Source organism: Pseudomonas sp. Pseusp88, assembly GCF_047303955.1.
In the GTDB taxonomy this organism is placed as follows: Bacteria; Pseudomonadota; Gammaproteobacteria; order Pseudomonadales; family Pseudomonadaceae; genus Aquipseudomonas.
The window spans coordinates 1-21,456 of the sequence record NZ_JBGLYM010000056.1; the positions used below are offsets into that span (position 1 = coordinate 1).

At 59.7% G+C, this 21,456-nt stretch carries 18 protein-coding genes and 4 pseudogenes; 17 read left to right on the plus strand and 5 right to left on the minus strand.

Annotation, left to right across the window (positions count from 1 at the left end; translation table 11 throughout):
• Positions 1-219 precede the first annotated feature (219 nt).
• Positions 220-1,695: a diguanylate cyclase gene (locus ACCD02_RS31355; RefSeq protein WP_413310419.1), complete on the minus strand. Its 1,476-nt coding sequence runs from the start codon at positions 1,693-1,695 to the stop codon at positions 220-222.
• Between the two features lie 525 nt (positions 1,696-2,220).
• Here ACCD02_RS31355 and ACCD02_RS31360 point away from each other — a divergent pair.
• From ACCD02_RS31360 to ACCD02_RS31380, 5 genes and pseudogenes are all read left to right on the plus strand, one after another.
• Positions 2,221-2,955, plus strand: a pseudogene (locus ACCD02_RS31360) (cache domain-containing protein); the annotation flags it as partial.
• A 102-nt stretch (positions 2,956-3,057) separates the two neighbouring features.
• Positions 3,058-3,813, plus strand: coding sequence for a methyl-accepting chemotaxis protein (locus tag ACCD02_RS31365; protein WP_413310421.1), 756 nt, complete (start codon positions 3,058-3,060; stop codon positions 3,811-3,813).
• A gap of 208 nt (positions 3,814-4,021) precedes the next feature.
• The gene (locus tag ACCD02_RS31370) at positions 4,022-5,506 is read left to right on the plus strand and encodes a sensor histidine kinase (protein WP_413310395.1); all 1,485 of its coding nucleotides are present in this window, start codon (positions 4,022-4,024) and stop codon (positions 5,504-5,506) included.
• Between the two features lie 226 nt (positions 5,507-5,732).
• Positions 5,733-7,988 carry a putative bifunctional diguanylate cyclase/phosphodiesterase gene (locus tag ACCD02_RS31375; protein ID WP_413310397.1) on the plus strand — a complete coding sequence of 752 codons (2,256 nt, stop codon included), beginning with the start codon at positions 5,733-5,735 and terminating at the stop codon, positions 7,986-7,988.
• 144 nt (positions 7,989-8,132) lie between these two features.
• Positions 8,133-8,498: a response regulator transcription factor gene (locus ACCD02_RS31380; protein ID WP_413310399.1), complete on the plus strand. Its 366-nt coding sequence runs from the start codon at positions 8,133-8,135 to the stop codon at positions 8,496-8,498.
• 243 nt (positions 8,499-8,741) lie between these two features.
• On the opposite strand, the gene ACCD02_RS31385 is transcribed toward ACCD02_RS31380, so the two are convergent.
• The gene (locus tag ACCD02_RS31385; protein ID WP_413310401.1) at positions 8,742-9,398 is read right to left on the minus strand and encodes a response regulator transcription factor; all 657 of its coding nucleotides are present in this window, start codon (positions 9,396-9,398) and stop codon (positions 8,742-8,744) included.
• 323 nt (positions 9,399-9,721) lie between these two features.
• Here ACCD02_RS31385 and ACCD02_RS31390 point away from each other — a divergent pair, with 323 nt between their 5' ends.
• The 8 genes and pseudogenes from ACCD02_RS31390 to ACCD02_RS31425 form a co-directional block, all read left to right on the plus strand.
• The gene (locus tag ACCD02_RS31390) at positions 9,722-10,720 is read left to right on the plus strand and encodes a response regulator (RefSeq protein ID WP_413310402.1); all 999 of its coding nucleotides are present in this window, start codon (positions 9,722-9,724) and stop codon (positions 10,718-10,720) included.
• Between the two features lie 3 nt (positions 10,721-10,723).
• Positions 10,724-11,674, plus strand: coding sequence for a diguanylate cyclase (locus ACCD02_RS31395; RefSeq protein ID WP_413310404.1), 951 nt, complete (start codon positions 10,724-10,726; stop codon positions 11,672-11,674).
• Between the two features lie 292 nt (positions 11,675-11,966).
• Positions 11,967-13,229 carry a 3-phosphoshikimate 1-carboxyvinyltransferase gene (gene aroA, locus ACCD02_RS31400; RefSeq protein ID WP_413310405.1) on the plus strand — a complete coding sequence of 421 codons (1,263 nt, stop codon included), beginning with the start codon at positions 11,967-11,969 and terminating at the stop codon, positions 13,227-13,229.
• A gap of 3 nt (positions 13,230-13,232) precedes the next feature.
• Positions 13,233-13,859 (plus strand): nucleoside/nucleotide kinase family protein, encoded by a 627-nt coding sequence (locus tag ACCD02_RS31405; RefSeq protein ID WP_413310406.1) that lies wholly within the window; start codon positions 13,233-13,235, stop codon positions 13,857-13,859.
• Between the two features lie 998 nt (positions 13,860-14,857).
• On the plus strand, positions 14,858-15,103 hold the full coding sequence (locus tag ACCD02_RS31410; RefSeq protein WP_413310408.1) for an AbrB/MazE/SpoVT family DNA-binding domain-containing protein: 246 nt from the start codon (positions 14,858-14,860) through the stop codon (positions 15,101-15,103).
• Positions 15,103-15,441, plus strand: coding sequence for an endoribonuclease MazF (mazF, locus tag ACCD02_RS31415; protein WP_413310409.1), 339 nt, complete (start codon positions 15,103-15,105; stop codon positions 15,439-15,441). The genes ACCD02_RS31410 and mazF overlap by 1 nt, the downstream gene beginning before the upstream one ends.
• Before the next feature lie 111 nt (positions 15,442-15,552).
• Entirely contained in the window at positions 15,553-16,245 is a 693-nt protein-coding gene (locus ACCD02_RS31420) for a metallophosphoesterase (RefSeq protein WP_413310410.1), read from the plus strand.
• Between the two features lies 1 nt (position 16,246).
• Positions 16,247-16,345 (plus strand): annotated as a pseudogene (locus ACCD02_RS31425) (hypothetical protein); the annotation flags it as partial.
• A gap of 218 nt (positions 16,346-16,563) precedes the next feature.
• On the opposite strand, the gene ACCD02_RS31430 reads toward ACCD02_RS31425, so the two are convergent.
• Both ACCD02_RS31430 and ACCD02_RS31435 read right to left on the minus strand, forming a co-directional pair.
• Positions 16,564-16,698 (minus strand): hypothetical protein, encoded by a 135-nt coding sequence (locus ACCD02_RS31430; protein ID WP_413310412.1) that lies wholly within the window; start codon positions 16,696-16,698, stop codon positions 16,564-16,566.
• A gap of 10 nt (positions 16,699-16,708) precedes the next feature.
• Positions 16,709-17,500: a substrate-binding domain-containing protein gene (locus ACCD02_RS31435; protein ID WP_413310413.1), complete on the minus strand. Its 792-nt coding sequence runs from the start codon at positions 17,498-17,500 to the stop codon at positions 16,709-16,711.
• 266 nt (positions 17,501-17,766) lie between these two features.
• Between ACCD02_RS31435 and ACCD02_RS31440 the strand changes: the two genes are divergently transcribed.
• The 4 genes and pseudogenes from ACCD02_RS31440 to ACCD02_RS31455 all read left to right on the plus strand — a co-directional run.
• Complete coding sequence (locus tag ACCD02_RS31440) at positions 17,767-18,849, plus strand: glycosyltransferase family 2 protein (RefSeq protein WP_413310414.1); 1,083 nt, start codon at positions 17,767-17,769, stop codon at positions 18,847-18,849.
• 244 nt (positions 18,850-19,093) lie between these two features.
• Positions 19,094-19,732 (plus strand): hypothetical protein, encoded by a 639-nt coding sequence (locus ACCD02_RS31445; protein WP_413310416.1) that lies wholly within the window; start codon positions 19,094-19,096, stop codon positions 19,730-19,732.
• A 162-nt stretch (positions 19,733-19,894) separates the two neighbouring features.
• A pseudogene (locus ACCD02_RS31450) lies at positions 19,895-20,581 on the plus strand (PAS domain S-box protein); the annotation flags it as partial.
• Positions 20,582-20,686: 105 nt separating this feature from the next.
• Positions 20,687-21,121: pseudogene (locus tag ACCD02_RS31455) on the plus strand (methyl-accepting chemotaxis protein); the annotation flags it as partial.
• An 83-nt stretch (positions 21,122-21,204) separates the two neighbouring features.
• On the opposite strand, the gene ACCD02_RS31460 reads toward ACCD02_RS31455, so the two are convergent.
• A partial coding sequence (locus tag ACCD02_RS31460; RefSeq protein WP_413310417.1) for a hypothetical protein occupies positions 21,205-21,456 on the minus strand: 252 nt, incomplete at its 5' end.

Genomic DNA, 21,456 nt, shown 5'->3' on the forward strand with positions numbered 1-21,456 from the left:
GTACTGGCCCCTTCGCGGATGAATCCGCTCCCACATTAGGTCCGGTATAACCTTTGTTCCTGTTGTGGCCTCTGACCTTGTGACCTCTGAACCTGTGGGAGCGAATTCATTCGCGAAAGCGGTGTTTCGGGCACTGAATAAGCATCGGCTGTACTGGCCCTTTCGCGGATGAATCCGCTCCCACAGGTTCCTCCCCGTCGCCCTCCACCTCCTGTCCCGCTACAGCGCCATACTTCGATTGCGCCCCGTACGCTTGGCCAGGTACAGCGCTGAGTCGGCGTTTTCGACGAAGCCTTTGACACTGACGTCCATGCCTGGCACTTCGGTATGGCAGCCCATGCTCACGGTGACCACCTGTTCCGGGTTATCGGCATGGGGCAGGTGTTCGTTGTAAATGGCCAGGCGGATGGTTTCGGCCATGTTCAGCGCGCCGTCGCTGTCGGTGTCCGGCAGCAGAATGGCGATTTCTTCGCCGCCATAGCGCACGCCCAGATCGCCCGGACGACGCAGGCATTGCTTGACCACATTGGCCACGGCGACGATGCAGGCATCGCCGGCGACATGGCCGTAGCGGTCGTTGTAGCTCTTGAAAAAGTCGATATCGAGCATGATCAGGCTCAAGGGCGCCGCGCCGCGCTGGCCACGCAGAAACTCCAGCTCCAGGTTCTTCTCGAACAGGCGCCGGTTGGCGAGGCCCGTCAGGCTGTCCTTGAGGGCCAGCTCTTCGAGCACGCTCTGGGTGTCACGCAGATCGGCCTCGATGCGCACGCCGTAGCGCAGCTGTATCACCAGCATGAAGCCGAACAGCGTGTTGACCGCTAACAGGGCAAAGATGATGCCGTAGGTGTTGCGCGCCGAGTCCTGCCATTCGGCGAGGATGGTGCGTCGGGATATCCCGGCGGCGACGATCACGTTGTAGTTGTCTACGGTGCGATAGCCGTACAGGCGCATGATGCCATCGAGAATGGACGGCACCATGGCCACCCCGGAGCTGGCGTAGGGCAGGTAATTGGAAAAGATCTGCCCCTTGGCCAGGCTGGCGCCGATGTTTTCCTCGACGAAGGGGCGGCGCGCCAGAATCGTGCCGTCGGCCTTGGCCAGGAAGATCACCCCGTCATTGCCAATGCCGAAGCTGGCGAAGTACTTGTCGAAGTACGACATCTTGATGGTCGCCAGGGCCACACCGAGGAACTGGCCGTTTTCATCATTGATGCGCCTTGAGAGCGGGATGATCCATTCGCCCGTGGTGCGGCTGCGGATGGCATTGCTGATGCGCGGCACCAGGGACGTATGGCTGGCGTGGAACTGAAAATACTCGCGATCCGAGTTGTTGGCAGCGGGTGGAATCTTGTCGAATGATGACAGCAGCCATTGGCCGTCCTTGCCGTAGATAAATACGCCATGCAACTGATTGACCGACCTGACCTGTTGCTCGACGAAGGCCTGGACATTGGAGTTGTTGTGCGCGCTGCGGCGGTTGGCCTGGAACAGTTCGATGGTGCCGCTGAGCACGATATTGGCTTCATCGAAGGCATCGGCGGCCTGCTGGGCCATGGCCTTGGCCAGGTTGGTGCTGTCGGTGCGGGCATGATCGAGTTCGTGATCGCGGGCCTGGAGCAGTTGATAGATCGACAGGCCGATAATCGACGCACAGACCACGATGATGAAAGCGATGGAGACCTTCACCACAGGCATGCGCTTGAGCCTTCCGGTGAAGCTCTTCTGGGTCGAGGTTAAAAGCTCAGGCAAAGGTAAGGCGTCCTGTGGCGAGGAGAAAAAGTCTCTTTGCTCTGTAAGGGGATATCTGTGTTATCGACAATGGCCGGGGATTCTGAATGCAATGCCCAGTCAACTCGGCATAACTATAGCGGAGCGTGGCAGGTGTATTTCGGCGAATTCGGACAGCCTTTTCCACGTCGTTTCATATCCGCGTTTTTTTGTTTAGCTTATATGTGACATTTAATTGTTTATGGCCCATTGACACCCTGCGGGCGTCTTCTATCATCGGCAGATCTTTCGGTCTGCCGAAAACTTCCTGTCTGCTTTCGCAACCCCTGCGCATGGTCAAGCTCCTCTGTTGCGGGTTGGGGCATCATTTCTCTTCGATTTCACTGTTTTGGAAAGGAATCTCCCGTGGTGCTGAACCTACGTAGCAAAGTGATCCTGTTAGCGATTGTGCCCAGCCTGTTACTGGCTGCCGTCATCAGCGCCATCGCCTTTGTGGTCCTGGAAAAACTGGCGACTGAAGAAGTCGACCAGACCCGCACCCTGTTGACCGAAGAGCGGCGTTTATCGCTCAAGAACTACACCGAAATCGGTCTTGCCGCGATCAAGCCGATCTACGATGCCGCGGCGCCAGGCGATATGGCTGCCCGGGACAAGGCCGTGCAAGTACTGCGCAAGTTGAACTACGACAAGGCCGCTTACTTCTATGGCTATAACTCGGCCAGTGTGCGGGTGTTCTGGGCAGATAAAGACCAGGATATCGGCAAGAGCTTTATTGACTCCAAGGACGCCAATGGCGTGCCGGTGGTCAGTGGTCTGGTCGAGGCGGGCAAGTCCGGCAAGCATTTCTTCCGCTATGACTGGCCGACGCCAGGCAGTGACAAGCCCGTTCCCAAACTCGGCTATACGGTGTTCCTGGACAAGTGGGACCTGATCTTCGGCACCCAGGTGAACCTGGACGATATCGAACAGCAGGTACAGGCCATTTCTGCTGATCGTCACAGCCGGATCGGTTCCTACACGGCGTTCATCATTGCCATCGCCGCGGTGCTGTTGGCCCTGGTGGCGGGTGTCGGTGCGCTGTTGGCCAACAGCATCGTCAAGCCGGTACTGGCGATCAAAAACAAGCTCGATGACATTGCCGCCGGTGACGGCGACCTGACCCACCGCTTGCCCATCACCAGCAACGACGAACTGGGCGTGCTGGCCAACTCGTTCAACCTGTTCGTGGAGAAGATTCACACTCTGGTGCGGCAGATTGCCGAGATGACCGGGCAGTTGACCGGGCTGGTCGGCGACATGTCGTCCCAGGCCGGACGCTCCGAGCATCAGATGGAGCTGCAGCGCCAGGAGACCGATCAGGTCGCCACCGCCATTCATGAGATGTCCACGGCGGCGCATCAGGTCTCGGTCAGTGCCCAGGGCGCCTCTCAGGCGGCCAGGCAGACCAGCGATGTCGGCAGCGAAGCGCGCCGGGTGGTCACCGAGAGCATTGCCAGTATTCATGAACTGATCGGTGAGATCAGTGACAGCAGCTCGTCCCTGGATCATCTGCAGAAGAATGTGGAGTCCATCGCCAGTGTGGTCGATGTGATTCGCTCCATCGCCGAGCAGACCAACCTGCTGGCCTTGAACGCGGCCATCGAAGCGGCCCGTGCCGGGGATGCCGGGCGTGGTTTTGCCGTGGTCGCCGACGAAGTCCGCGCCCTGGCCAGTCGCACCCAGAAAAGCACCCAGGAGATCAATGAAATGATCGGCCTGTTGCAGCGCGGCACACAGGATGCCGTCACCTCCATGAGCCGCTCCAGCGAGACCGGCAAGACCACCGGCGAGCTGGCCAACCAGGCGGGCAAGTCCCTGGATGCCATCGGCCATCTGATCGAGACCATCAACGACATGAACGCGCAGATCGCCAGCGCCTCGGAAGAGCAGACCTCCGTGGCCGAGGAGGTCAGCCGCAGCATGACCCAGATCGCCCAGTCGGTGGATAGCGTGGCCGATGATGCCCAGGGTGGTGCGCAGACAGCGCGTAGCCTGAATGAGTTGGGTAATCGTCTGGGTGGATTGGTAAAACAGTTCCGTATTTGAGTGCTTCGCGGGAGCCCATGTGGGAGCGAATTCATTCGCGAAGAGGCCGGTACATCCGCTAGATATTTGCCGTCTGGCAGGCCTCTTTCGCGAATGAATTCGCTCCCACATTAGACTGTGATCCCCAGCAGGCCCCATAACGCATGTACCCGTGGATTGTATTTATATATAGCTATCTAGCTATCTTTATATATGCCAAGGACGCACGATGACTTTTTCTTCCACCTCACGACTCTGCCCCCTCCTGGCTCCTTGGCTGATGCGCATTGGCGCGCTGGCGATCACCCTGATCATCTTTCTGATCGACAGCTTAAGTTCCCTCGATGTGGCCATCGCCGTGTTGTACATCGTGGTGATTCTGATTGCCGTGGACCTGTTTTCGCGTCGCGGTGTGTTAATCGTGGCCTATGCCAGCGTGGCCCTGACCCTGATCGCTTATGTGGTCGCCCACGGGGATGAGTTCTGGGGGCCGGCGTTCGGTCGTTGTCTGGTGAGCCTGGCGGCCATTGCCATCGCCGGGTACCTGGCCCTGAAGAACAAGGCTGGCAAGGACCAGTTGCAGGAGCAGATACGCCTGCTGCATCGCAGCGAGGCATTTCTGGCCGGGGCCCAGCGGCTGAGCCAGACCGGCAGCCTCGGCCTGGAATTGCCTGGTACCGCCATGTACTGGTCCGATGAGGCGCGACGGATTTTCGAGTTCGACGCCGTACAGCGGCCTTCGGTGGACGCCATGCTTGAGCGTACCCATCCCCAGGATCGCAAGCTGCTGCGCTCGATCATCGAACAGGCCGCTGCCGGTACCGTGAACCTGGCCGCCGAGTTTCGCCTGCAGATGCCCGACGGCCGCACCAAGCATGTTCGCATGCTGGCCCGGGAGGTCGAGGACGGCGCCGGTCATCGTGAGTATGTCGGCGCCCTGATGGACGTCACCACGGCCAAGAACGCCGAGGAGGCCCTGCATCGCTCCCAGAGCGACCTGGCTCATATCACCCGAGTCACGACGTTGGGCGAGTTGGCGGCGTCCATTGCCCATGAAGTCAATCAACCCCTGGCCGCTGTCATCACCAATGCCGAGGCCGGGCTGCGTTGGCTGAATCGCGAAGTGCCGGACACCGACGAGGTGCGCGCCGCCATCGAGCGGGCCAAAACCCAGGCGCATCGTGCCAGTGAAGTGATCCGGCGCATTCGGGCGCTGTCACGCAAGACCGACCCGCAGAACGTCAGCCTCGATCTACCCGAGGTGCTCGAAGAGTCCATCGCCCTGGTCCAGCGCGAAATCCAGCGCCAGCGCGTGACCCTGAGCGTCCAGATGGACGAGCCGCTGCCCTCGGTGCGCGGCGATCGCATTCAGCTGCAACAGGTGATCATCAACCTGATCATGAACGCCGTGCAGGCCATGGCTGGCGTTCAGGACGGCCGCCGCAACCTGCACGTGCACCTGCGCTACACCGGCGACGAAGGCGTGGTGCTGCAGATCCGTGACAGCGGCCCCGGTATCGATGCGCAGAACATGCCCAGCCTGTTCGACCCGTTCTTCACCACCAAGGCCAATGGCATGGGCATGGGCCTGTCGATCTGCCGCTCGATCATCGAATCCCATGGCGGCCGGATCTGGGCGGACAGTGAACCGGGGCAGGGCGCGTTGTTGAGTTTTGCCTTGCCCAAGGAGACGTTGCAGGAAGTGAATAACTGATGGTGGGACCGGCTTTAGCCGGGAAGGCGTCCTTGCCGATCAAACACATGCAGCGGATGTACCGGCCCTTTCCCGACTAAAGCCGGTCCCACAAAAATCAGACCGCTTTTATACCCAGGTATAGATCCGCCAACCCGATAGCTGATCGGCACGGGCATTGCTGGATGCTAAGGTCGCGTCCTTATGCTTGAACCCCCATTCACTCTCACTCAGGAAGACATCCAGCATGTTCAGCACAAGTCGCCGCAGGATCGGCCTCTGGCTGTTGTCGGCCATGGCCATGGCCGGTGTGCTGGGCGGTCTGTTGTACCTGGATTATCGTCAGGTCCAGCGTCAGGCCGAGGCGGATATCGGCAATCTCAACCTGATCTTCGAAGCGCGTTTGAATGCCACGCTGCAAGGCTTCCAGGCCAGCCTGCAAGGCATCGCCCTGCGCATCGATGACAGCCTGTTCAGTATGCCGGCGGGCAGTGCGGCGGGGCAGCGCAAGCTCAAGGCGCTGGAGAGTCGCTTTGTCGAAATGGGTGATTTCGACGTGCTGGCCAGCGATGGCCGGCTGTTGCTGCGCACCGATGAAAAAAGCGCCGAGCCGTCGACTGACGAGCTGCATTTCTGGGCCAGTCTGACGCCGCAGCCCGACGATGGACGCAGCCTGGGGCCGATGGTCATGGGCAACGACAAGGGCCGAGACGTGCTGCACATGGCGGTCCCGGTGTTCGACAACCAGCGTCGGCATATTGGCTGGGTGGCGTTCAGCCGCCCGCTCAAGACCATGCTGGAGCTGTTCGATCAGATCGATGTCGGCCGCCATGGCGTGATTACCGTGCGCCGTGCCGATCGCCCTGATCTGGTACTGCGCGCGCCCAAGGCCGATAACCCTTACCGCCAGTACGCCGCCGACAAGATCGATCAGATGATCGCCAGGGGTGAGCAGCAGGGCACGGTGGTCATGTCGTCGCGCATCGATGGCATCAAGCGCCTGTATGGCTTCAAGCGCGTCGGCCAGTTTCCCCTGGTGATCGTCACCGGCCTGGCGTCCGAGGATTATCTGGCGAGCTGGAAATACACGGTCATCGCGGCGGTGTTGATGTTCAGTGTGCTGTTGCTGGCAATTTTCGGCTTGAGCCAGCGCTTGCAGCGCATTCGTCTGCGCCGTCAGCAGGTGGTCGATGAGCTGCGCGACAGCGCCTTTCACGATGCCCTGACCGGCCTGCCCAACCGGCGTTTCCTGCGCGAGCGGGTCAACCATTGCATCAGTGCGTGCAGCGCCGGGCAGCAGCGTCTGGCGCTGTTGTATTTCGACGTTGATAACTTCAAGACCATCAACGACTCCCTCGGCCACGTCTCCGGTGATCTGATCCTCGAAGGCCTGGCCCAACGCCTGCTGGCCTTGCAGCCGCAGGTGGACACCGTGGCGCGGCTGGGCGGCGATGAGTTTCTGATTCTGATCAGCGACGACAACCGCGAGTACCTGGTCGAGGTGATCGAACAGGTGCTGCAGGCGGTACGCGAGCCGTTCCAGATCCAGGACTATCGCCTCGCCGTCAGCGCCTCCATTGGTGTGGCGCTGTACCCCGAGCACGGTAATGACTTCGGCTCGTTGCTCAAGGCTGCTGATACCGCGCTCTATCAGGCCAAGAACAACGGTCGCAACACCTGGGCTTTCTATGAGGCGGCCATGGGCGAGCGCGGCCTGTGGCTGTTGCAGATCCAGACCCAGCTGCGCAACGCCCACGAGCAGGCTGAACTGAGCATTCATTATCAGCCCCAGATCGATCTGCTGACCGGTCGGGTCATTGGCGCCGAGGCGCTGATGCGCTGGTGGCACCCGGAGAAGGGCGCTATCCCGCCATCGGAGTTCATTCCAGTGGCTGAATCCAGCGGCCTGATCCTGCCCATGAGCCACTGGCTGCTGCATGAGGTGTGCAAGCAGGCGATGGCCTGGCAGCGCGCCGGTTTCGGTGAGCTGACCGTGGCGATGAATTGCTCGGCCGTGCAGTTTCGTCAGGACGGTTTGGTCGAGCAGGTTCGCCAGGCCTTGCAGGACACCGGGCTCAAGCCTTCGCTGCTGGAACTGGAGTTGACCGAGTCGATCCTGATCGAGAACTCCGAGCGGGTCATGACCATGATCCGCGACCTCAAGGCCCTGGGCGTGAAGATGTCCATCGATGACTTCGGCACCGGTTATTCGAGCATGGCTTACCTCAAGCGTTTTGAGGTCGACAAGCTCAAGATTGACCAGTCCTTCGTGCGCGGCATGCTCGATGATCCCAAGGATGCCGCCATTGTCCGCGCGGTGATCGGCCTGGGCCACAGCCTGGACATGACGGTGATTGCCGAGGGCATCGAACACTCGGGCATCGTTGCGGCACTGATCGACCATGGCTGTGACGAGGCGCAGGGCTATCACTACGCCAAGCCCCTGGCAGTGGCCGACTTTCACCGCTACATGCTGGCGCACCGACAAGCTGTGCCTGCTTGATCGAACGGTCAGAAAATACGCCTTCGGTCAGTCTGGCCCGCGCTTTATACGTGGGTATGATTTCGCCACGAGCGCGCACTGGTTAACGTGCAACTCTGCGCCACGTCGGTGCAGGGTGGTTCATTTCAATTGAAGGTAAAGGGTTTGTCCAAGCTTCCGGTGATAGCGGTTGTCGACGATGACACGGCAGTGCGCACGGGCATCGACAGCCTGATTCGTTCGCTGGGCTGGCGGGCGTGCCTGTTTGCCTCGGCCATGGCGTTCCTCGACTCCGACTGCCTGAATCAGGCCGATTGTCTGATTACTGATGTGCAAATGCCTGAGATGAGTGGCCTGCAACTGCATGAGCAATTGACGGCCCGGGGCTTTGCGATCCCGACGCTGTTTATTACGGCATTCCCCGAAGACAGCATCCGCCGTCGGGCCATGACCGGCAGCGCGGTGGGCTTTCTGGCCAAGCCCTTCAGCGCCCAGGCGTTGATTGATTGCCTGGAGTCGGCGCTGGCCTGACGCCACCCTCTGAATTAAAAATACTCAATTTGGTTTCTAATTATGTGGGAGCGGATTTATCCGCGAAGAGGCCGGTACACACGCTGCATTTGTGTTGTTTTCAAAACCGTCTTCGCGAATGAATTCGCTCCCACAGGCTGTGTTCCCGCCCCGGCAAAGTGTTTTCTGCTCGACAGCGCGGTGCCGAAGACGGGGCGGGATCTCCCGCAGAACTGGCTCCCACAACATCGTTATTTGCGATGACTATGACGTCTTGATTTCCAGCAGCTGGGCCATGCGCACCAGCTCGGCGAAGGAGCGGGCGTTCATCTTCTTCATGGCATGACCACGGTGGATCTTCACCGTGATCTCGCTCAGGCCGATTTTCCCGGCAATTTGTTTGTTCATCAGACCCGAGGCCGCCAGGGCCATGATTTCCTGTTCGCGCGGGGTCAGGCTGGCGTAGCGCTCGCGCATCTGGCGGTTGGCCTTTTGCGCTTCACGGCCCTGGCGGTCCTTGTCCAATGCGCTGGTCACGGCATCGAGCAGATCCTGCTCACGAAACGGTTTGGCCAGAAAATCCACGGCGCCAGCCTTCATCGCCCGTACGGTCATGGCGATATCGCCGTGACCGGTCATGAACACGATGGGCAGTTCGACCTGGGCCTTGGCCAGCTCATTCTGGAAGTCCAGGCCACTGGTGCCTTGCAGGCGCACGTCCAGAACCAGGCAACTGGGCACGTCGGGGCGCGGGTACTGGGCGAATTGGGCGACCGAGGCGAAGGTGGCCACGCGCAATCCGATGGAGCGCAACAGGCTGCCCAGGGCTTCAAGCAGGGCAGTGTCGTCATCAATGATGAAGACCAAAGGATCATTGCTGGCGGCCACTGCTCTCTGGTTCAGTGGATGGTCGTCGTTCATCTAGGCTTCCACGAGGCGCTGGCGAGGGCATGAGTCTAGCCTCAAGGTGCTCTGGAACAAACGTCCGGCAGGCATTTTTTGGTACGGTTGTGCGCTTGACTGTCATGGTTTTGCGACAGATGGCAATCAGCCATTTCGTTACCGGGCATTGAGCATAGATATTGCATAGAGATCAAGGGGTAAGCGCGGAGAGTGCATATTCGACTCAACCAGCTCTTTATACGCCTTCGACATCTCTATTCCTTAAGGGCGCCCGTACAGATGTTACTGTGCAGGCTGTCCGAGACCCTGGCTGAAACTTTTTCGCAGTGAGAAACAAAGTAATGCCGATGATTCCCCTGCTGATTTGCGACGACTCCAACATGGCGCGCAAGCAGTTGCTCCGGGCTTTACCCAGCGACTGGGATGTTTCGGTCACGATGGCCACCAACGGCCAGGAAGGCGTTGATGCGATCCGTCAGGGACTGGGGAAAGTGGTGCTGCTGGACTTGACCATGCCGGTCATGGATGGCTATCAGGCATTGGCGGTCGTACGCGAAGAAAACCTCGACGCGCAGATCATCGTCGTCTCCGGCGACATTCAGGAAGAAGCCGTACGCCGCTGCATGGAGCTGGGCGCGCTGGCGTTCCTGAAAAAGCCGGCTGATCCAGAAGAGCTCAAACAGACCCTGAACCGTCTTGGCCTGCTCGGCGTGCCGTCTACCGCGCCGGCGGTGATCCCGACGGCCGCGGTATCGCGTATCAGCCTGCACGATGCCTTGCGCGAGATCGTCAACGTCGCCATGGGTCGCGCCGCCGCGCTGCTGGCCCGGGTGCTGGGGGTGTTCGTGCAGTTGCCGGTGCCCAACGTCAACATGCTCGAAGTTGGCGAACTGCACATGGCCCTGGTCGACGCCCAGAGCCGCGACCGCCTGACCGCTGTCTGCCAGGGCTATATCGGCGACTGCATCGCCGGCGAAGCGCTGCTGCTGTTCCATGACTCGGAAATCGCCGACATGGCCAGGCTGATGCAGCGCGATTCGGCCGATTACACCGATATGGAAATGCTTCTGGACCTCTCGGCCGTGCTGATTGGTGCCTGCCTGAGCGGGATCGCCGAGCAGATCGATGTCGAATTCTCCCAGGGCCACCCTCAGGTGCTGGGCAAGCTCGGCGGTATCGATGAGCTGATTCGTATCAACCAGCAGCGCTGGAAGAAAACCCTTGCCGTGGAGATCAGCTACAGCCTGGAGGGCCATAACATTCATTTCGATTTGCTGATGTTGTTCACCGAAGACTCGGTCGAGCTGCTCTCGCACAAACTTGCTTATCTGATGAGCTGACCCATGAACAACATCGATCTCAAAGAACTGCACTGGATGCTCACCATTACCCAGAACATCGACGTGGGGCTGGTGGTGCTTGATCGCGATTATCGGGTGCAGCTATGGAACACCTTCATGGAGAACCGCACCGGCGTGCTGCCTGACAAGGCGGCCAACCAGTCGTTTTTCAAGCTGTTCCCGGAAGTCAACGAGCGCTGGTTCAGCAAGAAGATCGAAAGCGTGGTCACTCTGGGCACGCCGGCGTTCACCATCTGGGAGCAGCGGCCCTACCTGGTACGGTTCAAGAACTACCAGCCGATTACCGGCCAGGAAGACTTCATGTACCAGAACACCACGCTGTTCCCGCTGCGTTCGACCACCAGCGAGATCAGCCATATCTGCCTGGTGATCTACGATGTCACGGACGTGGCCACCAACCGTCACCAGTTGCAGGCGGCCAACAATGCCCTGCTGGAGCTGTCCAGCACCGACCGCCTGACCGGCCTGTTCAACCGCGGCCACTGGGAAGAAGTGCTGAAGAACGAATACGCGCGTCATTGCCGCTATGACTCCCAGGCCACCCTGGTGATGTTCGACATCGACCATTTCAAGCGGGTCAACGACACCTACGGCCACCAGATGGGCGATAAAGTCATCCAGCGTGTGGCCGAAGTGACCCGCCAACTGGCACGCACCGCCGATATCGCCGGCCGCTACGGCGGCGAGGAATTCGTCGTGCTGCTGCCCGATACCGACAAGGACGGCGGGCGGATTTTTGCCGAGCGTTTGCGCCAGGCCATCGAGGCCCAGGAGATGAGTCACGAGGGCCAGGTGATCCGTTGCACCATCAGTCTGGGGGTCGCAGATCTGTCGCAACCCACCGCAGATTACAAGACCTTGATCGAATGGGCCGACCAGGCGCTGTATAGCTCGAAGAAAAACGGCCGGAATCGGGTCACAGTCCACGAATAATGGCTGGAAACGCCCGATCTTGAGCACGATTCAGCTTTTTTTCATGACGCAGTACTCAATCGGCGATGTCCTAAATCCACAGTGGCGGCAAGCAGCTAGTATGTGGGTCGTTCACCCAGTGTCAGGAGCCAGGTCCTAGCATGGAATGCGAAGAGGCACTGGGAGAACACTTGATTGGATACCTGCGAGGTCGCCCGACTTCGCAGCCCGGACATTTCGCCTTCTGCGATGTGTCGGCACGCTGGGCCATGTCTGCTAGGATCGCGATTTTGCGCTGACCTTCAGGGACATCATGCGAGCCACTTCTACCCTTACCGTTACCCCTGTCGACCAGCCTCTGGTCGGACGTGTCAGCCCGCCGGGCTCGAAATCGATCACCAATCGGGCCCTGTTGCTGGCTGGCCTGGCCAAGGGCACCAGCCGCCTGAGCGGCGCACTCAAGAGCGATGACACCCGGGTCATGTCCGAAGCCCTGCGCCTGATGGGCGTGCAGGTCGACGAGCCGGACGACAGCACCTTTGTCGTCACCAGCAGCGGTCATTGGCAGGCGCCGCAACAGGCGCTGTTCCTCGGCAACGCCGGTACTGCCACACGCTTTCTGACCGCGGCGCTGGCCAATTTCGAAGGCGAATTCGTCGTCGATGGTGATGAATACATGCGCAAGCGTCCCATCGGTCCGCTGGTCGATGCCCTGCAACGCATGGGTGTGGATGTCAGCGCGCCGAGCGGTTGCCCGCCGGTGACCGTCAAGGGCCTGGGTGGCCTGGCGGGTGGACGTATCGAGATCGATGGCGGCCTGTCCAGCCAGTATGTTTCGGCACTGCTGATGGCCGCTGCCTGCGCCAAGGGCCCGATTGACGTCGCCCTGACCGGCAGCGAGATCGGCGCCCGTGGTTACGTCGACCTGACCCTGGCCGCCATGCAGGCCTTCGGTGCGCAAGTCCAGGCCCTGGACAACGGCACCTGGCGCGTCGCCCCGACCGGCTACCAGGCCACGGACTTCCATATCGAGCCGGACGCCTCGGCGGCTACTTATCTGTGGGCGGCCCAGGCCCTGACCGGCGGCGCCATCGATCTGGGTGTCGCCGCTGAAGACTTCACCCAGCCGGACGCTGAAGCGCGCCTGCTGATCGAGCGTTTCCCGAACATGCCTGCCGTGATCGACGGCTCGCAGATGCAGGACGCCGTGCCGACCCTGGCCGTGCTCGCCGCTTTCAATAACCAGCCGGTACGCTTCGTTGGCCTGGCCAACCTGCGGGTTAAAGAGTGCGACCGCGTCTCGGCGCTGTCCCATGGCCTTTGCGCCATCGCTCCGGGCCTGGCCGAAGAGCAGGGCGATGACCTGCTGGTCCACGCCAATCCAGCCTTGGCCGGACAAACAGTTGACGCCCTGATCGACACCCATGCCGACCATCGCATCGCCATGTGTTTCGCCCTGGCCGGCCTGAAAATCGCCGGCATCCGCATCCAGGACCCGGACTGTGTCGGCAAGACCTACCCCGGCTACTGGGATGCCCTGGGCTCCCTGGGCGTACAGACCCTGCGTCAGGACTGAACCATGACCCCAGCACTGCCTCCCGAACTGCTCGCCCGCGCCCAGACCCTGATCGATCGCGGCGGGCGGCGCCTGCTGGGTATCGTCGGCACGCCCGGGTCGGGTAAATCCACCCTGGCCCAACTGCTCGCCGATGCCCTCGGCGAGCAGGCGGTGGTCGTACCCATGGACGGCTTCCACCTGGCCAACCGCGAACTGGCCCGCCTTGATCGGGCTTCACGCAAAGGCGCACCGGACACCTTCGACGTTGGCGGCTACCGCGCCCTGTTGGCACGTCTGAAGCAACAGCAACAGGACGAAACGATCTACGCGCCGCTGTTTCAGCGCGAAATCGAAGAGTCCATTGCCGGCGCCATCACCATCCTGCCACAGGCCCGACTGGTCATCAGCGAAGGCAATTACCTGCTGCTCTCCCAAGGCCCATGGGCTCCAGTTGCCTCGCTTTTTGACGAGTGCTGGTTTGTGTCAGTAAGTGCTGAAGAGCGTCACTTTCGGTTAATGCAGCGGCATCAGCAGTTTGGCCGCAGTGAAGAGGCGGCGAGGGCGTGGATTGACTCGACCGATGAGCCGAATGCGCGGTTGATCGAAGGGGATCGGGACAGGGCGGATTGGGTGGTTGATTGGTGTTAGAAGAGCCCGTTGTGTTTACGATGTTGCGCTGTCACGTAGCAAACAGTTGGCAGGGGTAGGGAGCAAATCAGGTGGGAGCGAATTCATTCGCGAATAGGCCAGTACATCCGACGCACCAATATCGTCTGAAATCCTGCTTGCACGAATGAGTTCGCACACAATCACTCCATACACGCCCACAGAGTTTTGTCGACTCAACAGGTTTTGCAACGAAGTCAGACACGTCATCTGACGCATCATTTTTCTTTAACACGGTCGGCAAGCGACATACTTTTCAGAGCGATTAGTACAGGACATTACACGGTCTAGATCTGTACCTCCTTCAGGACTCAAATCGAGATTGCCTTTTGCGTCCAGGACAATATTGGTGCCATACCATTTGGGGATGACTTTCACGCACCCCCTGAAAGACTTATCTACCCACCAATCCACGACCATGAAAAAACGCTCGTCAGGAAAAAATATGCCTGGTTCAGTCGCTCTGTCGCCTGGAAATAAAGCACCTCGATAGATATCTGGCCGAGCTGAAAGAACAGTTCACTGGCTATGCCTTGGCGGATGTGATCCGCGTCGGCCAAGGTGCTTAGCGAATACGAGCTGAGCAAGCTGGCCAAGCCGGGAGAGTCTTATGCCGATGCGTTGCAGCGGTTGAATATGCGGCTGAAGAAATAGCCGTTTGCCACGGTGCGAAAAAACGGAAACCCTGTCTGTGGGCAAGCCTCGCTCCAAGCAAGAGGGTAGTGGCTCCAAAAAACATCGTGAACTGGCGACATCACACGCAATAAGATCTTGCGATCAGGACCCGCATTGTCATAGCTATCACTGTGCAATCACAGATAGCGCGCACCCTTCAGCTAGCCCGGTAGAACTCAGAGCTATAGGTCATCAGAGCGATAAAAAATCCGACCAATGTTTTCTGCATGTATCAACAGTGTTGATACTTTTTCAGGGCGACGTTAATGTATCTTCATTGTTGATACAAGGTTGAGGATTTCGCCATGCAAGTCACTATAAAGAAATGGGGCAATAGCCCTTCTGTTCGAATCCCGGCCGCTGTTATGAAGTCGGCGAATCTGTCTTTGGATTCAGTCGTTGATGTGCGGACTGAAAACGGTCGTGTGGTGCTTGAGCCGGTTTACCCCCAGCAGGAGGTTGACCTGGATGCGTTGATCGCCGGTATCACCGAGGAAAACGCGCATACGGAGGTGAGTTTTGGATCAGCCATTGGGAAGGAAATATTCTGATGGTTCGTCGTTATGTTCCTGATTCCGGTGACATTGTTTGGCTTTATTTCGATCCGCAGGCAGGGCATGAGCAAGCAGGGCACAGACCTGCCGTTGTACTCAGTCCTTCAAGCTATAACCATAAGACAAGCCTGATGCTGTGTTGCCCCATGACCACCCAGCTCAAAGGGTATCCGTTTGAGGTCGAAGTGGTCGGTGAGCGTTCAGGGGCTGTATTAGCGGACCAAGTTAAGAGTCTTGACTGGAAAGCCCGCAGAGCTGAGTTCAAAGGCAAAGTCTCTGCGGCGGAGCTGAGTGCGATACGACGTCTGGCTGTGGCTCTGATTGGCAAGCCATAGGCTTGATCAATCCGGCAAAAGCCCAGCCCGACCAAGGGCCATGCCCCTGCGCAACCTATTCCCCATTCCACAGTCCATTGGGCATCAATTCAAACCGATGAACCCCCAACCATGAGCCGCTTCCAACAGATTGTCGCCAACCCGCAAGGCCGGGATTTTGCCGTGGGCGATATTCACGGCCATTTCAGCCGTTTGCAGGCGGCGCTGGCCGCGGTGGAGTTTGATGCGGCGGTGGATCGGCTGTTCAGCGTCGGTGACCTGGTGGATCGCGGGCCGGAAAGTGCGCAGTGTCTGGAGTGGCTGGCTCAGCCGTGGTTTTTTGCCGTGCAGGGTAATCACGAGGCCCTGGCGATTCAGCATGTGCAGGGCCGGATACCGGATTACCGCCTGTATATGGCCAGCGGCGGGGCCTGGTTTCTCGATCTGACACCCCAGGCGCAGCGGCTCTATGCCGAGCGCTTTGCGCAGATGCCGATTGCCCTGGAAGTCGAGACCGCAGAAGGCCCTGTAGGCCTGGTCCATGCCAATTGCCCGCTGCCCAGTTGGGCGATGTTGCGCGACACACTGCTGGGCTATCTGCCGGGTCTGGAGCGGGCCGAAGAGGTGTGCCAGTGGTCCCGTGAGCGTCAACGCAGCCAGGATGCCAGCGGTATTCCCGATCTGCGGGCCATGGTGGTGGGTCATACCCATCTGCCCAATCCGGATGTGCTGGGCAATGTCTTTCATATCGACACCGGCGGCTGGCGTTCCGATGGCCGTGGGCGGTTCACGCTGCTGGATCTGGCCCGCCTGGCGTTCTACTAATGGCTTCACGCTTTCACTGCGGGCGTGCATGCTGCTGGCGCTGCAACGCCTGACCATTACGCTGGATGATCTGGAGTACGACACGTTTATGTTGTCGAGATCGGCACTGATTCGCAGCCAATACAGGAATACTGACTTTTTGTGGGAGCGAATTCATTCGCGAAGGGGCTGCTCTGGCTTTACAGCAAACATAGAATCTCCCACCCTGGCCTTTGTCTGCTACGCGCCTGCGCTGTGTCAGAAGCATCGACAGCGCCTACAAAACCTTACTTCGTGTGATCCCGATCTCTCGCAGCTGCGCTCGTACTTCATCGCTGCTTAGCGCAAGAGAAGGACTACTTTCAAGGCGTCATAAGCAGGAGCCACCTCGCTGACAAGCCAGCTTTCCACTTCACTATCGTGGGCCGCCTCAATGGAAATGGCATCGTCTTCGGTATCTGCCTTGGTCTTCATGGGAGCACCTTTACTTGGCAATCGGATCCAGCCCACTGGCCTTGATCGCCTTGGCCGCCTGTTGTGAGGCCAGGAATTCCAGCAGTTGGCGGGCCTGCTCGGGGTGGGTAGTGCGGCTGACGATGCCGCCCGCGTAGAGGGTCATCTGCTGGGCTTGATCCGGGATCAGGCCGACGATGTCGATGCCTTCCACCGGCTTGAGTTCGCTCAGCTGCTGGAAGCCGATCTGCGCTTCGCCCCGGGCCACGACTTCACCTACGGGCGTGGCTGGAATCATCTTGCTTTTGTCCTTGAGACGGTCGCCGATGTGCATCTGGTTGAACAGTACCCGTGACAGGTAGACGCCGCTGGCGCTGTCGGAATAGGCGATGCTCTTGGCGTCGAGCAGGGTCTGCTTGAAGGCTTCCATGGTGCTGATATCAGGTTTCGGGTCACCGTGGCGGATGGCCATGGCGATATAGGATTTGCCCAGTTCGACGCGGCTTTTCGGGTCGACCAGGCCGTCCTTGATCAGCCGGTCCAGGGCGCTGCTGACCATCAGCACCACATCGGCCGGCTCCTTGCGGGCCAGGCGGTTGGGGATGGCCTGGGGGGTGGCGCCCATGGACGGCGCGGCCTGAGCCACCAGGCGCACGCCGGTGCGTTGTTCATAATCGGCACTCAGGGCCTGGAAGGCGGACATGATGCCGCCGGAGCTCAAGATGACCAGTTCGACGGGTTTCGGGGCTGTAGCGGCATTGACGAAAGCCGCAGGTATCAAGGTAATTGCAGCGCCGAGTAGAAAGGGAAGCAGTTTTTTCATGTGCACAAGAGCCTGACTGTGAAAGGAACGCGGGGGCGATTATGTGGCAAAGTCGCCTCGGGTGTACGGATATCGAAAGTGCAGACAATAGCCGCGTTACAGAGCAAGGCAGCAGAGTCGTTTCACTGAGCTAAGTTTCATGAAACCTGCGCCGTCCGTTCAGCGGTCCGGGGCTGCACCGCTCGTCGTTTGCGTCCGCTGCCCATGGGCGGCGATGCCACACTGCCTGTAAAGGGGAATCGGAATCCCCGGCCCAGGACCTGCCAATGATCGATGATCATTTACCAGGGGCCTCGTGCAGTATTCATGGTCGTTCGCGTGTAGATGAAAGTTCAGAGCGCCCGGTTTCACCAAGCCCGGCCGGACCCGATCCGGTGGCGGCAGCCATCCCCGCACTATCCCTCCCTGATGACCGGGCTGCACCGCCGGGACCGCGCATTGCCATTTTGTTATGCACCTATAACGGCGGGTCATTCCTTGAGCAGCAGTTGCAGTCGATCCAGCGTCAGACCTGGCCGAACTGGCAGGTGGTGATATCTGACGACGGCTCAAGCGACGACACCCTGGAAATTGTCAGGCGCTATCAGCACGTCTGGGGCGAAGACCGATTGCGTCTGTATGCCGGGCCGCGTCGCGGCTTTGCCCATAACTTCATGTCGATCACCTGCCGCACCGATATCGAGGCCGATGCTTATGCCTGGTGCGATCAGGACGATATCTGGCGCGAAGACAAACTGCAGGTCGCCGTGGCCTGGCTGCGGGGTATTCCCGCCGAGATCCCGGCGCTGTACCTGGGGCGTACCGAGCTGTTCAGTGACGCCGAGCAATCGCTGGGTTATTCGCCGCTGTTCCGTCGCCCGCCCTCGTTTGCCAATGCCCTGGTGCAGAGCATTGGCGGCGGCAATACCATGGTTTTCAACCGCACGGCCTGCCATCTGCTGCGCCTGAGCGGAACCTGCCAGGCGATCGTGTCTCATGACTGGTGGGCTTATCTGCTGATCTCCGGCGTCGGTGGCCAGGTGCGCTACGACGCCATGCCTTACGTGCTCTATCGCCAGCATGGCGGCAACCTGGTCGGCGCCAACTCCAGCTGGACGGCACGCTGGGTACGCCTGCGCATGCTGTTCCAGGGCCGTTTCAAGAACTGGAACAGCATCAATATCGAAGGCCTTGAACGTCTCGAACCGCAACTGACACCCGCCAACCGCCAACGCCTGACGACCTTCAAGCGCCTGCGTCACCAGGGGCTGGTGCTGCGGCTGTTCAACCTGCTGCGCTGCGGGGTTTATCGGCAGACGGTGCTGGGCAATATCGGCCTGGTGGTGGCGGTGGTTTTGAAGCGGCTTTGAGGGGCCATCAAACAACCTTGTGCCGTTGGAGCGAGGCTTGCCCGCGAAATGAGCGGCGCGATAAGACAAGCACACCGCGTCGACGCATTCGCGGGCAAGCCTCGCTCCTACAGCCATCACGAGTTCTCCCGTTTACTACGCCAATACTGCCCACTTGCCACCTATACCGTCCGGCGCAATCATTTGTGTATCAAGAGGTTGCAGGCATAACCTGATAACACGTCAAAACCCCGTCAGCGACGCAATGAACACCACCACTGAAACCGATATTTCCGGTCTCAGGTGTTACGACAAGGTTGTCGATGCTGTCACCTACACCGTTCCACGCGGCATCACCCGGGAAGCCCGAGGCCGTGTATGGATAGTGCGAGTCCTGAAAAACAAAGAACCGCTGGTCCACGCCCGCTTTACCGATGCACGCTTTGGCGGTACGCGGCGGGCGCTGGATGCGGCCATCATTCATCTGCTGCACAGCGGCCTGGCCTGGCGCAGTGAGGATGTCCTGTCGCTGAACGAACGCGCTGTGGTGCATTGGCGCAAGCGCAGCGGCGTGGGGTTATGTGCGGTGGCATATGTCAGTCGCACGGCCCAGGATCGCACTCACGCCGGACGCGGAGAAACCCTGTTTCTTGCGACCTTCCGACGCATCGCCAGCGGGCGGGGAATGGACAAGTTTCGCAGCAAGTTGATCGAGGTCCTGGAGCTGGCCTATGCGCTCAAGCATGACGGCGAAAAAGCACCCTATGCAGAGCAGAAAACGCTGCGTCGCGAGGCCGACAAAGTGCTTGAAAGTGAAGCCTTTCAGCGATTTCTCGAGGCCGGTCAGCGCAAGGTCGATCAAATCGTTGTGGCCGAGTATCTGGATACTGTCGAAGCGCCATAAAGGTCTCAAGTAACGGGTTGCTCAGCCGATGTTCAGGCATCTACCCAGCCCATAAAAATGAGCGCATTTCGCATGTTCAATCAACGTTTGAAAAAAGAGTTGGCGACCCTTCAGGAGGAGCTTTCGTCAGTCCAGCAGGTGCGTGAAAGTCTGGACAGCGAAATGTTGGTCGTGCACCTCGATGCCCAAGGACGGATTGAGTCAGTGAATGCCAATTTCGAAAAAGAAATGGGCTATCGGGCGGCCGATCTTTTGGGGCGTGCTCTGGAAGATCTGGTACCGGCCCACGTCAAGCAACTGGATTTTTTCCAGCGCCTGAAAACGGCCCTCAGCCGCGGCGAACACCTTAATGGTGCCGTGCGTCTGCTGCGCGGCAACGGTGACGAAGCCTGGCTACGCTCGATCCTGCAACCGGTGCGCGACAGCAGTGGCCGGGTCAAGTCTTTCACCCTGCACTCTAGCGACCTCACCCGCACCATCGAAAGCTCCCGCGAACATGAAAACCTGATCGCTGCGCTGCAACGCTCCACTGCAGTCATCGAGTTCAACCTGGACGGTACCGTGCTGGACGCCAATTCGCGCTTCCTCGGTGCCGTGGGTTACTCGCTGGAACAGGTCAAGGGCAAGCATCACCAGATATTCTGCGCGCCGGAGGAATACAACTCCCAGGCCTACCAGGACTTTTGGGAAAAACTGCGTCGCGGCGAATTCGTCACCGGCCGCTTCAAGCGCATCGACAGCCGTGGCCATACCGTTTGGCTGGAGGCTTCCTATAACCCTATTTCCGATGCCCATGACCGACTGTACAAAGTGGTCAAGTTCGCCACGGTCATCACCGACCAGGTCAATCGCGAAAACGCCGTCGCCGAGGCGGCGAACATCGCCTTCAGCACCTCCCAGCAGACGGATGGCACCGCCCAGAGAGGCGCCGGTGTGATTCAGGAAACAGTCGACGTGATGCGCGAACTGGCCCAGCACATGGAGCAAGCTGCCGAGAGCATCGCCGCCCTCGACAAGCAGTCTCAGATCATCGGCTCGATCATCAGCAGTATCAGTAGCATCGCCGACCAGACCAACCTGCTGGCCCTCAACGCTGCCATCGAAGCAGCCCGTGCCGGTGAGCAGGGTCGTGGTTTTGCCGTGGTAGCGGACGAAGTCCGGCAACTGGCCTCTCGTACCAGTAAGGCTACCGAAGAAATCGTCGGTGTCGTGGCACAGAACCAGAAACTGGCCGAGCAGGCGGTGACGATCATCGTCAATGGCAAACAACAGGCGCAGCAAGGCCTGGACCTGGCCAGCCAGGCGGGCTCGGTGATCGTCGATATCCAGGACGGCGCGCAGCGTGTGGTCAGTGCCGTGGGGCAGTTCGCCAATCAGTTGTCGAGTTAAGGGCGGGATTTGGACGCGAGGGGTTTTGCGCAGGCAAAATTAAGCCCGGCAAAAGCCGGGCTGGAGGGACAAGCGCCTGGGGATCAGCTCAGGCGGCTTGCACCAACGCGGTCAGCACCATCAGCGGCTACGCGGTTTGCACCAACGCGGTCAGCACCATCAGCAGCGACGCGGTTTGCGCCAACGCGGTCGGCACCATCAGCGGCTACGCGGTTTGCACCAACGCGATCAGCACCATCAGCAGCGACGCGGTTTGCACCAACGCGGTCGGCACCATCAGCGGCTACGCGGTTTGCACCAACGCGATCAGCACCATCAGCAGCGACGCGGTTTGC

Excerpts from the sequence above, each read along its gene's own strand:
- ACCD02_RS31435 (WP_413310413.1), bottom strand. The coding sequence starts at position 17,500 with ATGAAAAAACTGCTTCCCTTTCTACTCGGCGCTGCAATTACCTTGATA.
- ACCD02_RS31395 (WP_413310404.1), top strand. The coding sequence starts at position 10,724 with ATGAACAACATCGATCTCAAAGAACTGCACTGGATGCTCACCATTACC.
- ACCD02_RS31420 (WP_413310410.1), top strand. The coding sequence starts at position 15,553 with ATGAGCCGCTTCCAACAGATTGTCGCCAACCCGCAAGGCCGGGATTTT.
- ACCD02_RS31410 (WP_413310408.1), top strand. The coding sequence starts at position 14,858 with ATGCAAGTCACTATAAAGAAATGGGGCAATAGCCCTTCTGTTCGAATC.
- ACCD02_RS31365 (WP_413310421.1), top strand. The coding sequence starts at position 3,058 with ATGGAGCTGCAGCGCCAGGAGACCGATCAGGTCGCCACCGCCATTCAT.
- ACCD02_RS31390 (WP_413310402.1), top strand. The coding sequence starts at position 9,722 with ATGCCGATGATTCCCCTGCTGATTTGCGACGACTCCAACATGGCGCGC.
- ACCD02_RS31375 (WP_413310397.1), top strand. The coding sequence starts at position 5,733 with ATGTTCAGCACAAGTCGCCGCAGGATCGGCCTCTGGCTGTTGTCGGCC.
- ACCD02_RS31370 (WP_413310395.1), top strand. The coding sequence starts at position 4,022 with ATGACTTTTTCTTCCACCTCACGACTCTGCCCCCTCCTGGCTCCTTGG.
- ACCD02_RS31440 (WP_413310414.1), top strand. The coding sequence starts at position 17,767 with ATGATCGATGATCATTTACCAGGGGCCTCGTGCAGTATTCATGGTCGT.
- ACCD02_RS31405 (WP_413310406.1), top strand. The coding sequence starts at position 13,233 with ATGACCCCAGCACTGCCTCCCGAACTGCTCGCCCGCGCCCAGACCCTG.
- ACCD02_RS31355 (WP_413310419.1), bottom strand. The coding sequence starts at position 1,695 with ATGCCTGTGGTGAAGGTCTCCATCGCTTTCATCATCGTGGTCTGTGCG.
- mazF (WP_413310409.1), top strand. The coding sequence starts at position 15,103 with ATGGTTCGTCGTTATGTTCCTGATTCCGGTGACATTGTTTGGCTTTAT.
- ACCD02_RS31430 (WP_413310412.1), bottom strand. The coding sequence starts at position 16,698 with ATGAAGACCAAGGCAGATACCGAAGACGATGCCATTTCCATTGAGGCG.
- ACCD02_RS31385 (WP_413310401.1), bottom strand. The coding sequence starts at position 9,398 with ATGAACGACGACCATCCACTGAACCAGAGAGCAGTGGCCGCCAGCAAT.
- aroA (WP_413310405.1), top strand. The coding sequence starts at position 11,967 with ATGCGAGCCACTTCTACCCTTACCGTTACCCCTGTCGACCAGCCTCTG.
- ACCD02_RS31445 (WP_413310416.1), top strand. The coding sequence starts at position 19,094 with ATGAACACCACCACTGAAACCGATATTTCCGGTCTCAGGTGTTACGAC.